Genomic DNA, 13,291 nt, shown 5'->3' on the forward strand with positions numbered 1-13,291 from the left:
ATCTGGCGTTGACTTTTGGCACGCTGTTGAGTTCTCAAGGAACGGACACTTCCTTCGGACCGCCTTCCAGCGGGCCCTCCGGGCGCTTCGTTCTTGTTTCCAGCTTATCAGATCCGTTTACCTGGCCTTGACCGGGGCTTTTCGTATCTGAAACCTGCTGTTAACCGTCGTCTTGCGGCGACTCGACCAACCATAGCGGGTCGTCCGCCGCGGCGCGAATCGGCCTCGCCGGACGTCACCCGTCCGGAGGCACCATTTGTTGCCCTCGCGAGCATATACAGCAATGGTCCGGATTCGCCAAAATGCCTGTAGAGTGCGGCGCATCGACCGAGAGGACTAGACCACTTGCGGGCGATGGGCGGTCCCGCTGACGCTCCGGCAGCCATCACCCCGCGCGGGCGGACGGGCCGGTCAGGGCAGGTGGGGACGGGCGCCCGTTGCCCGGGTATGTCAGCAGATGTCCGAAGTTGACATGATTTAGGCTTCAGTCGATGTCCTGCCGCTGCTCGCGGCCGCTCGCTGTACTGCGCACTTGGGAGGCTCAACCATGACCACTGTGACGTCGCCGCTGACCGGCCGCGCCGTCGGGCTCGCCGCGGTGCCCGACCCCGTCTTCGCCGGCGCGATGGTCGGTCCCGGCACCGCCATCGACCCGGTGCGCCGGCCCACCGAGGCCGTGGCGCCCGTGGACGGCGTCGTCGTCTCCATGCACCCCCACGCGTTCGTCGTGGTGGACGCGGAGGGCCACGGGGTGCTGACCCACCTGGGCATCGACACCGTCCAGCTGAACGGTGAGGGCTTCGAACTGCTGGTCAACAAGGGCGACACGGTGGTCCGCGGCCAGGCCGTGATCAAGTGGGACCCGTCCGCGGTCGAGGCCGCCGGCAAGTCCCCGATCTCGCCGATCGTCGCGCTGGAGGCCGCCCCCGACGCGCTCGGCGACGTGGTGGAGAGCGGCGAGGTCGCCGTCGGCGACTCCCTCTTCGCCTGGAGCTGACGGCACCGTCCGCTCCTCCCGTCCCGCGCCCGTCGTGAGGACGCTCTCTCTATATCTCCATCCATCCGGGAGTCCTCCCCTCTGTCTCTTCGACACGGGGCCCGTCCTGCCGGAGGAACGACCCTCACCCCCCGGGCCGCTCGGCGCCCGGGGCTCGGGCGCGCACCGGTGGTCACCGGACGCGGGCCAGCCGAGCCAATCCACCCCGCCCCGCCGGATCCCGACGGGGCGGCCCGGCCCAGAGCGGCTCCCGGCGCCCAGTGCGGTTCCCCCGGTGCGGCCGCGCTATCTCGAAGCGGACAAGCGGAGACAGTGACATGGAGAAGACGCTGCGCGGCGTGGGTGTGAGCCACGGAGTCGCGATCGGCCAGGTTCGGCACATGGGTACGGCGGTGCTGGAGCCGCCGGCCACCCAGATCCCGACCGAGGACGCGCCGCGCGAGCAGGCCCGGGCCCAGGCCGCGGTCGACGCGGTCGCCGCCGACCTGATCGCCCGGGGCAACCTGGCCGGCGGTGAGGCCCAGGCGGTGCTGGAGGCCCAGGCGCTGATGGCGCAGGACCCGGAGCTGATGGCCGACGTGGCCCGCCGGATCGCCGTCGGCAGCAGTGCCGAGCGCGGTGTGTACGACGCCTTCGCCGCCTACCGCGCGCTGCTCGCCTCCGCCGGGGAGTACCTGGCCGGCCGGGTCGCCGACCTCGACGACGTGCGCAACCGCATCGTGGCGCGGCTGCTGGGCGTACCGATGCCGGGCGTGCCGGACAGCGACGAGCCGTACGTGCTGTTCGCCCGGGACCTGGCGCCGGCCGACACGGCGCTGCTGGACCCCGCGCTGGTGCTCGGCTTCGTGACCGAGGAGGGCGGGCCGACCAGCCACAGTGCCATCCTCGCCCGCGCCATGGGCGTGCCGGCCGTGGTGGCGCTGCCGGGCGCGACCGACGTGGCCGAGGGCACCGTGGTCGCCGTCGACGGCAGCTCCGGCGACGTGCTGCTGGAGCCGTCCCAGGAGAAGCAGGACGAGCTGCGGCGGATCGCCGCCGAGCGCAGGGCCGCGCTGGCGGCCTCCTCCGGTCCGGGCCGGACCTCGGACGGCCACCGGGTGCCGCTGCTCGCCAACGTGGGTGGCCCGGCGGACCTGCCGGCGGCACTGGCGGCGGGCGCGGAGGGCGTGGGCCTGTTCCGCACCGAGTTCCTGTTCCTGGACGACTCGGCCAAGGCGCCGAGCGAGGAGAAGCAGGTCGAGGCGTACCGCAAGGTGCTGGAGGCGTTCCCGGAGAGCCGGGTCGTGGTGCGGGCGCTGGACGCGGGCGCGGACAAGCCGCTGGACTTCCTGACCCCGGCGGACGAGCCGAACCCGGCGCTGGGCGTGCGCGGCCTGCGGACGCTGCTGGAGCACCCCGAGGTGATGCGGACCCAGCTGCGCGCGCTGGCGAAGGCGGCCGAGGGCCTGCCGGTGCACCTCGAGGTGATGGCGCCGATGGTGGCCGACCGCAAGGACGCCAAGGACTTCGCGCAGGCGTGTCGGGAGGCCGGTCTGAGCGCCAAGTTCGGCGCGATGGTGGAGATCCCGTCGGCCGCGCTGCGGGCGCGTTCGATCCTGGAGGAGGTCGAGTTCCTGTCGCTGGGGACCAACGACCTCGCGCAGTACACCTTCGCGGCCGACCGCCAGGTGGGTGCGCTGGCCCGTCTCCAGGACCCGTGGCAGCCGGCGCTGCTGGACCTGATCGCGTTCGCCGCGGAGGCGGCGCAGGCGTCCGGCAAGAGCTGCGGCGTCTGCGGCGAGGCGGCCGCCGACCCGCTGCTGGCGTGCGTGCTGACGGGTCTCGGGGTGACCAGCCTGTCGATGGGCTCGGCGTCGATCCCGTACGTGCGGACCGCGCTGGCCAAGTACACGCTGGCGCAGTGCCGTCGGGCGGCCGAGGCGGCGCGGGCGGCGGACAGCGCCGAGGAGGCGCGGGCCGCGGCGCAGCAGGTGCTGTCGGGCGAGTAGCCCCGAGTAGCCCGCGGACGGGAGCGACGGACGGCAGCAGAGGAGGGCCCTTCCACCGTGACGATGGGAGGGCCCTCCGGCTGTCTCCGGGTCAGGCCTTGCGCTCGCGCCGGAGCTGCTCGAAGAACCGCAGGTGGTCGAGGTTGTCCACGGAGCCGGGGTTGACGGCCTGCTCCAGCGGGGTGCCGGAGAGCAGGCGCTTGACCGGGACCTCGATGCGCTTGCCGGTCAGGGTGTGCGGCAGGCCCCGGACGGCGATGACCTCGTCGGGGACGTGGCGCGGGGAGAGCTCGGTGCGCAGTGAGGTGCGGATGCGGCCGATGAGGTCCTCGTCGAGGGCGGCGCCGGGGGCGAGGACGACGAACAGCGGCATCCAGTAGCCGCCGTCCGGCTCCTCCAGGCCGATGACCAGGGATTCGGCGATCTCGGGGAGGCGCTCGACGACCTCGTAGATGTCGGAGGAGCCCATCCGGACGCCCTGGCGGTTCAGGGTGGAGTCGGAGCGGCCGTGGATGACGACGGTGCCGCGCGAGGTGACGGTGATCCAGTCGCCGTGGCGCCAGGTGCCCGGGTACATCTCGAAGTAGCTGTCGCGGTAGCGGGCGCCGTCGGGGTCGTTCCAGAAGCCGGTGGGCATGGACGGGATGGGCTTGGTGACGACGAGCTCGCCGACCTCGTCGGTGCGCGGGCGGCCCTGGACGTCCCAGGACTCGACGGCGGCACCGAGGCAGGGGGCCTGGATCTCGCCGAGGTGCACGGGGAGGGTGGGGACGCCGCCGACGAAGCAGGAGCAGACGTCGGTGCCGCCGCTGACGGAGGCGAGCCAGACGTCCTCCTTGACCTCGTCGTAGATCCAGCGGAAGCCGTCGGGCGGCAGCGGGGAGCCGGTGGTGCCGAGGCAGCGGAGGGCGGAGAGGTCGAGGTCGCGTCCGGGGCGCAGGCCGGCCTTGCGGCTGGCGATGACGTACGCGGCGGAGGTGCCGAGGACGGTGGCGCGGGTGCGGGCGGCGACCGACCAGAAGGCGCCGGTGTCGGGGTGGCCGGGGCTGCCGTCGTAGGTGACGATCGTGGACCCGACGAGGAGGCCGGCGATGAGGAAGTTCCACATCATCCAGCCGGTGGAGGTGTACCAGAGGAAGCGGTCCTCGGGGCCGAGGTCGAGGTGGAGGCCGGCCTGCTTGAGGTGTTCGAGCAGGATGCCGCCCTGGCTCTGGACGATGGCCTTGGGCAGGCCGGTGGTGCCGGAGGAGTAGAGCACCCAGAGCGGGTGGTCGAAGGCGACGGGCTCGAAGACCGGCTCGGTGTCGGCGGCGACCAGGTCGTCCCAGTGCAGGGCGCCCTCGGGGGCGGGGGCGCCGAGCAGCGGGACGTGGACGACGGTGCGCAGGGTGGGCAGTTCGCGGCGCAGCTCGGCGACGACGTCGGTGCGGTCGTGGTCCTTGCCGCCGTAGTGGTAGCCGTCGATGGCGAAGAGGACGGCGGGTTCGATCTGCTGGAGGCGGTCGAGGACGCTGCGGGCGCCGAAGTCGGGGGCGCAGCTGGTCCAGACGGCGCCGACGGCGGCGGTGGCGAGGAGGGCGACGGCGGCCTGCGGGACGTTGGGCAGGTACGCGCTGACGCGGTCGCCGGGGCCGATGCCGCGGGCGCGCAGGGCGGCGGCGAGGGAGCCGACCTGGCGGCGGAGTTCGGCCCAGGTGAGGACGGCGGGCTGCTCGGTGGTCTCGTCCAGGTGGAGGATGGCGGGCCGGTCGGCGTGCTCCGGGTCCTCGCCGTACCGCAGGGCGTGCTCGGCGTAGTTGAGGCGGGCGCCGGGGTACCAGCGGGCGCCGGGCATCGAGGCGTCGGCGAGGACAGCCTCGGGCGCGGTGCTGAAGCGGACGTCGTACCACTGGGTGATCGCGGTCCAGAAGCGGTCGAGGTCGGCGACGGACCAGGCGTGCAGGTCGGCGTAGCGGGCGGCGGCCTGGGCGTCGTCGGTGGTGGGCGCGAGCGGTGCGGCCGGTGCGCCGTGGTGCTCGGCGGCCCAGGCCTGGAAGGCCACCAGGTTGGTGGCGGCGGCCCGAGCGGGGGTGGGGCGCCAGAGCGGCTGGTCCTGGGACGGTGTGCTCACGGTGGTGGTCTCCCGGCCGGTGGTGGGGACGGGGACGCTCGTGGCAGGGCCCGTCCGGTTGGGCTGTCGGTGCAGACCATGCCATGCGAGCGGCCTGTACGCCAGGGCCCGCCGGGCGGACGCGCGCTGGTCAGCCGGTTGCCGGTGGCCGGTCAGTGCGGGGTGTACTCGCCGTTGAACCAGGAGCGGGAGACGTTGACGTGGAAGTCCCAGGCGAGCGGGGTGTCGGCGGTGGCGAGCAACCAGCCGTCGGTCTCCTCGGTGGGCCGGGAGGGTGGGAGTTCGGCGAGCGGGCGGGCCGGGAGCAGTCCGCAGAGGAAGACGAAGCGGCCGTGAGGGTCGGAGGTGGTGGAGATCAGGGTGATGTCGGCGGGGTCGGCCGGGATCCCGGTTTCCTCGCGGAGTTCGCGGACGCACGCCTGCTGCCAGGTCTCGCCGAAGTCGATGTAGCCGCCGGGGAAGGCGAGTTCGCCGTAGCCGGGTTCGATGGTGCGGCGGATGACCACCAGGGCGGGGTCGGCCTCGGGGCGGGTGACCGGAAGAACGGTGATCGCGACGGGCAGGGGGTTGCGGTAGCTGATCTCGGCGCAGCCGGGGCAGGTGCGCGGCCAGACGGTGGTGCCGGCGGGGTAGGGGGTGCCGCACCAGTGGCAGTGGGAGTTGGGCCGGTTGATCGTCCTGCTCACCTCTTGAGTGGTCATGGCCGGATCGTAGTGGCGCCGGGGCCCCGTCGGGGTGACGGTCAGCGAATCCCGTCGGGGTGGGTGGGGCGCAGCAGGGCGGGGTGCAGGAGGCCTGCGCCACCGGCACGGTAGTTGCGGGCGCGGGGGCCGCCGCGGGCGCCGCCGCGCTCGGTGGTGGTGCCGGTGCTCTCGACGAAGCCGGGGACGGAGAGCACCTTGCGGTGGAAGTTGCCGGCGTGGAGCTTCTCCGACCAGACGGCCTCGTAGACGGCGCGCAGCTCGGGGATGGTGAAGTCGTGCGGCAGGAACGCGGTGGCCAGCGGGCTGTACTCGATCTTGGCGCGGGCGCGGTCCAGGCCGTCGGCGAGGATGCGGGCGTGGTCGAAGGCGAGCACGGTGGGCGCGGCCGGGCCGGGGTGGGGGCCGGTGGGCCCGTCGACGCCACCCCCGTGGGTGTCGACGGGCTCACCGGCGGCTGGCGACCGGCCGGTGGTCGGCCGGAGGTCGAGGTCGGTGACGGGGTGCCAGGCGGCGGCCGCGGCGTCGCTGCCGGCCCGCGGGTCGGGCAGGTCGGGGGCGAAGGCGAGGTAGGCGACGGAGACCACGTGCATGCGGGGGTCCCGGTCGGGGGCGCCGTAGCTGCCGAGCTGTTCGAGGTGGACGCGGCTGAGGGCGTCGTCGGCGTCGGTGCCGCCGCACAGGCCGGTCTCCTCGGCGAGCTCGCGGGCGGCGGCCTGGTCGAGGCTCTCCTCGCCGGCGCGCAGGAAGCCGCCGGGCAGGGCCCACTGCCCCTGGTACGGCGGGGCGGCGCGCTCGACGAGCAGCACGTTCAGGGCGCCGTCGCGCAGGGTCAGGGCGACCACGTCGACGGTGACGGCGACGGGGGTGTAGGCGCGCGGGTCGTACGCGGCGAGCCAGGCCTGCTCGGCGGCGTCGTCGTGGGGTCGTGCCGGGGCCATCGGGCTCTCCTTCCGGTGCGCCTCGCCGGGGTTCGCGGGGGGTTCTCCGGGGGGTCTCGTCCTTCTCGGTCTGAGCACAACGTAGCGATCGCCTGACCGTGCGGCAAATGGTTTTCCGGGCGGGTCCGGGCGCGGGTCCGTGCCGTGCGTGTCGGATCTACCCTGTGAGCGGGGCGCGGCGGTGCGGGCCGGGTCGGTCGGGAGGTGGTCGCGGTGGCCGGGAGGTCGTTCGCCGACGCGCTGGCCGCCGGCCCCCTGGTGCTGGACGGCGGGATGTCGAACCAGCTGGCGGCGCAGGGCTGCGACCTGTCGGACGCGCTGTGGTCGGCGCGGCTGCTGGCGGACGGCCCGGAGGCGGTGCGGCGGGCGCACCGGGCGTACTTCGCGGCGGGGGCGCGGGTCGCGATCACCGCGAGCTACCAGGCGAGTTTCGAGGGGTTCGGACGGCGCGGGGTGGACCGGGCCGGGGCCGCGCGGCTGCTGGCGCGCAGCGTGGAGCTGGCGCGGGAGGCGGCCGCGGCGCCGGGGGACGGCCGGGAGCGGTGGGTGGCGGCCTCGGTGGGGCCGTACGGGGCGGTGCTGGCGGACGGCTCGGAGTACCGGGGGCGGTACGGGCTGGGGGTGGCGGAGCTGGTGGCGTTCCACCGGCCGCGGCTGGAGGTGCTGGCGGCGGCCGGGCCGGACGTGCTGGCGCTGGAGACGGTGCCGGACGTGGACGAGGCGCGGGCGCTGCTGCGGGCGGTGCGCGGGTTGGGGGTGCCGGCCTGGCTGTCGTACAGCGTGGCCGGCGGCCGGACGCGGGCGGGCCAGCCGCTGGCGGAGGCGTTCGCGCTGGCGGCCGAGGCCGAGGAGGTGGTGGCGGTGGGGGTGAACTGCTGCTCCCCCGAGGACGCGGACCGGGCGGTGGCGCTGGCGGCGCGGGTGTCGGGGAAGCCGGTGGTGGTGTACCCGAACAGCGGTGAGGGGTGGGACACGGACGCCCGGGCGTGGCGCGGCGGCCCGACGTTCCGGGCGGAGCGGGTGGCGGGCTGGCTGGCGGACGGCGCCCGGCTGGTGGGCGGCTGCTGCCGGGTGGGGCCGCGGGAGATCTCGGCGGTGGCGGCCGCGGTACGGGCGTCGCCGGAGGGCGCGGGCCACGGCGGACAGGGCGTGTGAGGAGCCACGCGCGGGGACGCCGCGGACGGGCGGCGGCGTCCGTTACCGAGGGGGAACGTGCACGGAGCGGGGGCGGCCTGGCAGACTCGTGCCGTCAACCCTATGGTCGACAATGTCGACCGCCTGTCAGCGCGGAGGTATCGAATGCCCGGCCCGATCCAGTCGCTCTCCCGGGCCGCCGCGATCATGCGCCTGCTGGCCGGCGGCGAACGCCGCCTCGGCCTGTCCGAGGTCGCGACGGCGCTGGACCTCGCCAAGGGGACGGCGCACGGCATCCTGCGCACCCTCCAGCAGGAGGGGTTCGTGGAGCAGGACCCGGAGAGCGGGAAGTACCAGTTGGGGGCCGAGCTGCTACGGCTCGGCCAGAGCTACCTGGACGTGCACGAGCTGCGCGCCCGCGCGCTGGTCTGGGCGGACGACCTGGCCCGCGCGGCCGGCGAGACGGTCTACCTCGGGGTGCTGCACCAGCGGGGCGTGCTGATCGTCCACCACGTGTTCCGCCCCGACGACACCCGCCAGGTGCTCGAGGTCGGCTCCATGCAGCCGCTGCACAGCACCGCCCTGGGCAAGGTGCTGCTGGCGTACGACCCGGTGGCGCGCGGGGAGTTGGGCGAGGGGCCGCTGGAGTCGTACACCTCGCGGACGCTCACCGAGCTGCCGGACATCGACGCCGAGGCGGCGCTGACCCGTGAGCGGGGCTGGGCCGGGGCGATCGAGGAGACCTGGGAGGGCGTGGCCTCGATCGGCGCGCTGATCCAGGACCGGCGGCGCAACCCGGTCGGGGCGGTGTGCATCAGCGGTCCGGTGGAGCGGGTCTGCGAGGACGGCTTCGTCCGGCCGACGCTGGTCGCCTCGGTGCGCAGCGCGGCCCGGGCGATCTCCCGCGACCTGGGCGCCGGGAGGTTCTGAGGCCGCCGGACGGCCTTCCACGGGCCGGTCGGGACACCCCCGCCGCCCGGTCACCGAGAGTTCCCGCCGAGGCGCGAACGGGCAGCGGGCCCGTTCGCGCCTCGGCGTTTTTGTCCGTGATCGAGGGGGTTCGGTCGGTAGCGTCGAGTGATGGGTCACAGGTGCGTAACCCGGCCTTGACGTGGGGGCGACCTGCGGAGGAAGCTTCCGCATGACGGTCGACATTGTCGAACGACGGCCGGGAAGATCACTCCCACATGGCGCTCACCCGCACAGCGATCGCCCGGCCACCTGCCCCCACCCCCCGCTCCTCCGGGCCATATGGACAAGGGAGTCTTTGTGTCCGCGTTCTCCAACGGCGACATCTTCGTCGGCGAAACCCTCGGCACCGCCGCCCTGATACTCCTCGGCGGCGGCGTCTGCGCCGCCGTGACGCTCAAGAAGTCGAAGGCCATCAACGCCGGCTGGCTGGCGATCACCTTCGGCTGGGGCTTCGCGGTGCTGATCGCCGCCTACATGTCGGCCCCCAAGTCCGGCGCGCACCTCAACCCGGCCGTCACCCTGGCCCTCGCCGTCAAGAGCGGCGACTGGGGCAACGTCCCCATCTACCTCGTCTCCCAGATGCTCGGCGCGATGATCGGTGCCGTCCTGGTCTGGGCCACCTACCTCGGCCAGTTCCAGGCCAACCAGGAGCCGACCCTCGGCATCTTCTCGACCGGCCCCGAGATCCGGAACCCGGTCCAGAACCTGCTCACCGAGATCATCGGCACCTTCGTGCTCTGCTTCGCGATCCTCACCCAGGGCATCAACACGAGCCTCGGCGAGTCCGGTCTCGGCATCCTGATCGTCGCCTTCACCGTCGTCGGCATCGGCCTCTCGCTCGGCGGCCCGACCGGCTACGCCATCAACCCCGCCCGCGACCTGGGCCCGCGCATCGTCCACGCGCTGCTGCCGATCCCGAACAAGGGCGGCTCGGACTGGTCCTACGCCTGGATCCCGGTGGCCGGACCGGTCGTCGGCGGCCTGCTCGCCGGCGGCGTGTACAACGCCATCTTCTAAACCGCCGGGGTTTGTCCCACGCCTGAGCACGGGGACTGACCAGAGGTCAGGCCCGCCCACCCCGTACCACCCTCACCTTCGAGACTCCCGAGCCGAGGACCCTCATGACCTCCACTGGCACTGGCAACTACATCGCCGCGATCGACCAGGGCACCACCTCCAGCCGCTGCATCATCTTCGGCGCCGACGGCCGCATCGTCGCCGTCGACCAGCAGGAGCACCGGCAGATCTTCCCCCAGCCCGGCTACGTCGAGCACGACGCCACCGAGATCTGGACCCGCGTGCAGTCGGTCATCCGCGGCGCCCTGGAGAAGGCCGGCCTGACCAAGGACGACATCCGCGCGATCGGCATCACCAACCAGCGCGAGACCACCGTGCTGTGGGACCGCCACACCGGCGAGCCCGTGCACAACGCGCTGGTCTGGCAGGACACCCGTACCGAGGCGCTCTGCCGCGAGCTCGGCCGCAACGTCGGCCAGGACCGCTTCCGCCGCGAGACCGGCCTCCCGCTGGCCAGCTACTTCGCCGGCCCGAAGATCCGCTGGCTGCTGGACAACGTCGAGGGCCTGCGTGAGCGCGCCGAGGCCGGCGACATCCTCTTCGGCACCATGGACACCTGGGTCATCTGGAACCTCACCGGTGGTGTCAACGGCGGCAAGCACGTCACGGACGTCACCAACGCCAGCCGCACCATGCTGATGAACCTGCAGACCCTGGCCTGGGACGAGAAGATCGCCGAGTCGATGGACGTGCCGCTGGCCGTCCTGCCGGAGATCCGCTCCTCGGCCGAGGTCTACGGCCACGCCGTCGGCGACCTGGAGGGCGTGCCGGTCGCCTCCGCGCTCGGTGACCAGCAGGCCGCGCTCTTCGGCCAGACCTGCTTCGACAAGGGCGAGGCCAAGTCGACCTACGGCACCGGCACCTTCCTGCTGCTCAACACCGGCGAAGACATCGTCAACTCGTACCACGGCCTGCTGACCACCGTCGGCTACCGGATCGGCGACCAGGCCCCGGTCTACGCCCTGGAAGGCTCGATCGCCGTCACCGGCTCGCTGGTGCAGTGGCTGCGCGACCAGCTCGGCATCATCTCCACCGCCGCCGAGATCGAGACCCTCGCCAACACCGTCGAGGACAACGGCGGCGCCTACTTCGTCCCGGCCTTCTCCGGCCTGTTCGCCCCGTACTGGCGCTCCGACGCCCGCGGTGTGATCGCCGGCCTCACCCGGTACGTGACCAAGGGCCACCTGGCCCGCGCCGTCCTGGAGGCCACCGCCTGGCAGACCCGCGAGGTCGTCGACGCGATGGAGAAGGACTCCAAGGTCAAGCTGACCGCCCTCAAGGTCGACGGCGGCATGACCAGCAACAACCTGCTCATGCAGAACATCGCCGACGTCCTGGACGCCCCGGTCGAGCGGCCCTACGTGGCCGAGACCACCGCGCTCGGCGCCGCCTACGCGGCCGGCCTGGCCGTGGGCTTCTGGAACGACCTGGACACCCTGCGGGCCAACTGGCACCGCGCCGCCGAGTGGACCCCGCGCATGGACGAGGAAACCCGCGAGCGCGAGTACAAGAAGTGGCTCAAGGCCGTGGAGCGCACCATGGGCTGGGTGGAGGAGGACGAGCAGAGCTGACCGCGGAAGCCGGTCGGGGCCCCGTGCCCCGGCCGGCCCGTTCCCGTTTCACCGGCCCGCCGCACACGGGCCGACCGGCCCCCGGCAGGGGCCGCACCGCACACCGAGAGGAGTAACGGCGCCGCCCGACCCGCGCGCCGTACACACACCATGGCAACCATCCCGACCCTGGGCGCCGAGCGCTCCGCCGGCCGTACCGCCTCCCGCGCCGAGACCCGCGAACTGCTGGGCAAGGCCACCTACGACCTGCTGGTGATCGGGGGCGGCATCCTCGGCACGGCCGTCGCCTGGACCGCCTCCCAGGCGGGCCTGAAGGTCGCCATGGTCGACGCCGGCGACTTCGCCGGGGCCACCTCCAGCGCCTCCTCCAAGCTGGTCCACGGCGGTCTGCGCTACCTGCAGACCGGCGCCGTCAAGCTCGTCGCCGAGAACCACAAGGAGCGCCGCGCGCTCGCCACCGACGTGGCCCCGCACCTGGTCAACCCGCTGACCTTCTTCGTGCCGGTCTACAAGGGCGGCCCGCACAGCGCGCCCAAGCTCGGCGCCGGCGTCTTCCTCTACTCCGCGCTCTCCGCCTTCCGCGACGGCATGGGCCGCGTCTCCACCGCCGCGCACGCCGCCCAGCAGGTGCCCGCGCTGCGCACCGAGGGCCTGCGCTCGGTGGCCGTCTACGGCGACCACCAGATGAACGACTCCCGCGTGGCCGTGATGACCGTGCGCGCCGCGGTCGACGCCGGCGCCGTGGTGCTCAACCACGCCGAGGTCACCGGGCTGCGCTTCACCGGCGGCCGGGTCACCGGCGCCGACCTGAAGGACCGCCTGGACGGCACCGAGTTCGGCGTCGACGCCCGCCTGGTGCTCAACGCCACCGGCCCCTGGGTCGACCACCTGCGCCGCATGGAGGACGCCGGCGCCGCGCCGTCGATCCGCCTCTCCAAGGGCGCCCACGTGGTCGTCAAGCGCCGCGCCCCGTGGCGCGCGGCCCTGACCATCCCGATCGACAAGTACCGCGTCTCCTTCGCCATCCCGTGGGAGGACCACGTCCTGCTCGGCACCACCGACGAGGAGTACACCGGCGACCCGCAGGACGTCCGCGCCACCGAGGCCGACATCGACCAGATCATCGGCGAGGCCGGCCACGCCATCCGCGACGAGCACATCGACCGCGACCTGATCACCTACGCCTTCGCCGGCCTGCGCGTGCTGCCCGGCGGCCCCGGCGACACCGCCGCCGCCAAGCGCGAGACCGTGGTCACCGAGGGCAGGGGCGGCATGCTGTCGGTCGCCGGCGGCAAGTGGACCACCTACCGCCACATCGGCCGCACCGTGCTGGAGAAGCTCGCCCACGTGCCCGGCACCGGCCTCGGCGAGGACATGTCGCCGATCGCCGCAACCGTGCCGCTGCCCGGCGTCGGCGCCCCGAACGCCGTCGCGCACCGCCTGCTGATCGACCGCGAGCCCGGCTCCCGGATGGAGCCGCTGGTCGCCAAGCACCTGGCCAGCCACTACGGCACCCTCTCCTTCGAGATCGCCCGCCTGATCGCGGAGAACCCCGAGCTCGGCGAGCCGATCCACCAGGACGGCCCGGACGTGTGGGCCCAGGTCGCCTACGCCGCCGACAACGAGTGGGCGTACACCACGGACGACGTGCTGCGCCGCCGCACCACGATGACCGTCCGCGGCCTGGACACCCCGGAGATCCGCGAGCAGGTCGAGGCCTTCCTCGCCAAGCGCGCCGGCCGCTGACCCGGCCGGGAACGCGACGCAACCCCCGCCGGGCCGCCCGGCGGGGGTTGCGTC

The 13,291-nt window shown here is 73.5% G+C and carries 10 protein-coding genes; 7 read left to right on the forward strand and 3 right to left on the reverse strand.

The annotated features are described in order from the left end of the window. Positions 1-547: 547 nt before the first annotated feature. Both ACWEQL_RS35660 and ptsP read left to right on the forward strand, forming a co-directional pair. Entirely contained in the window at positions 548-997 is a 450-nt protein-coding gene (locus ACWEQL_RS35660; RefSeq protein ID WP_452154558.1) for a PTS sugar transporter subunit IIA, read from the forward strand. 317 nt (positions 998-1,314) lie between these two features. Then, a complete protein-coding gene (gene ptsP, locus ACWEQL_RS35665) occupies positions 1,315-2,985 on the forward strand; it encodes a phosphoenolpyruvate--protein phosphotransferase (RefSeq protein ID WP_452154560.1) in 1,671 nt (556 codons plus the stop codon). A 91-nt stretch (positions 2,986-3,076) separates the two neighbouring features. On the opposite strand, the gene ACWEQL_RS35670 is transcribed toward ptsP, so the two are convergent. The 3 genes from ACWEQL_RS35670 to ACWEQL_RS35680 all read right to left on the reverse strand — a co-directional run bounded on the left by ACWEQL_RS35670 (position 3,077) and on the right by ACWEQL_RS35680 (position 6,737). Next, positions 3,077-5,095, reverse strand: a complete 2,019-nt coding sequence (locus ACWEQL_RS35670) for an acetoacetate--CoA ligase (RefSeq protein ID WP_452154562.1) — start codon at positions 5,093-5,095, stop codon at positions 3,077-3,079. A 152-nt stretch (positions 5,096-5,247) separates the two neighbouring features. Further along, complete coding sequence (locus ACWEQL_RS35675; RefSeq protein ID WP_452154564.1) at positions 5,248-5,796, reverse strand: NUDIX domain-containing protein; 549 nt, start codon at positions 5,794-5,796, stop codon at positions 5,248-5,250. Positions 5,797-5,837: 41 nt separating this feature from the next. Further along, entirely contained in the window at positions 5,838-6,737 is a 900-nt protein-coding gene (locus tag ACWEQL_RS35680) for an NUDIX hydrolase (protein WP_452154566.1), read from the reverse strand. Positions 6,738-6,950: 213 nt separating this feature from the next. Here ACWEQL_RS35680 and mmuM point away from each other — a divergent pair, with 213 nt between their 5' ends. The 5 genes from mmuM (at position 6,951) to ACWEQL_RS35705 (ending at position 13,237) form a co-directional block, all read left to right on the forward strand. Next, entirely contained in the window at positions 6,951-7,892 is a 942-nt protein-coding gene (mmuM, locus tag ACWEQL_RS35685; protein WP_452154568.1) for a homocysteine S-methyltransferase, read from the forward strand. Between the two features lie 144 nt (positions 7,893-8,036). Then, positions 8,037-8,801: an IclR family transcriptional regulator gene (locus ACWEQL_RS35690; protein WP_452154570.1), complete on the forward strand. Its 765-nt coding sequence runs from the start codon at positions 8,037-8,039 to the stop codon at positions 8,799-8,801. Positions 8,802-9,122: 321 nt separating this feature from the next. Continuing rightward, positions 9,123-9,860 (forward strand): MIP/aquaporin family protein, encoded by a 738-nt coding sequence (locus tag ACWEQL_RS35695; protein WP_452154572.1) that lies wholly within the window; start codon positions 9,123-9,125, stop codon positions 9,858-9,860. Between the two features lie 104 nt (positions 9,861-9,964). Next, positions 9,965-11,491: a glycerol kinase GlpK gene (glpK, locus tag ACWEQL_RS35700; RefSeq protein WP_452154574.1), complete on the forward strand. Its 1,527-nt coding sequence runs from the start codon at positions 9,965-9,967 to the stop codon at positions 11,489-11,491. Positions 11,492-11,641: 150 nt separating this feature from the next. After that, positions 11,642-13,237, forward strand: coding sequence for an FAD-dependent oxidoreductase (locus ACWEQL_RS35705; protein ID WP_452154576.1), 1,596 nt, complete (start codon positions 11,642-11,644; stop codon positions 13,235-13,237). The last annotated feature ends 54 nt before the right edge of the window (positions 13,238-13,291 follow it).

Source organism: Kitasatospora sp. NPDC004240, from assembly GCF_053603215.1.

Excerpts from the sequence above, each read along its gene's own strand:
- ACWEQL_RS35695 (WP_452154572.1), top strand. The coding sequence starts at position 9,123 with ATGGACAAGGGAGTCTTTGTGTCCGCGTTCTCCAACGGCGACATCTTC.
- ACWEQL_RS35705 (WP_452154576.1), top strand. The coding sequence starts at position 11,642 with ATGGCAACCATCCCGACCCTGGGCGCCGAGCGCTCCGCCGGCCGTACC.
- ACWEQL_RS35660 (WP_452154558.1), top strand. The coding sequence starts at position 548 with ATGACCACTGTGACGTCGCCGCTGACCGGCCGCGCCGTCGGGCTCGCC.
- ACWEQL_RS35680 (WP_452154566.1), bottom strand. The coding sequence starts at position 6,737 with ATGGCCCCGGCACGACCCCACGACGACGCCGCCGAGCAGGCCTGGCTC.
- glpK (WP_452154574.1), top strand. The coding sequence starts at position 9,965 with ATGACCTCCACTGGCACTGGCAACTACATCGCCGCGATCGACCAGGGC.
- ACWEQL_RS35690 (WP_452154570.1), top strand. The coding sequence starts at position 8,037 with ATGCCCGGCCCGATCCAGTCGCTCTCCCGGGCCGCCGCGATCATGCGC.
- ptsP (WP_452154560.1), top strand. The coding sequence starts at position 1,315 with ATGGAGAAGACGCTGCGCGGCGTGGGTGTGAGCCACGGAGTCGCGATC.
- ACWEQL_RS35675 (WP_452154564.1), bottom strand. The coding sequence starts at position 5,796 with ATGACCACTCAAGAGGTGAGCAGGACGATCAACCGGCCCAACTCCCAC.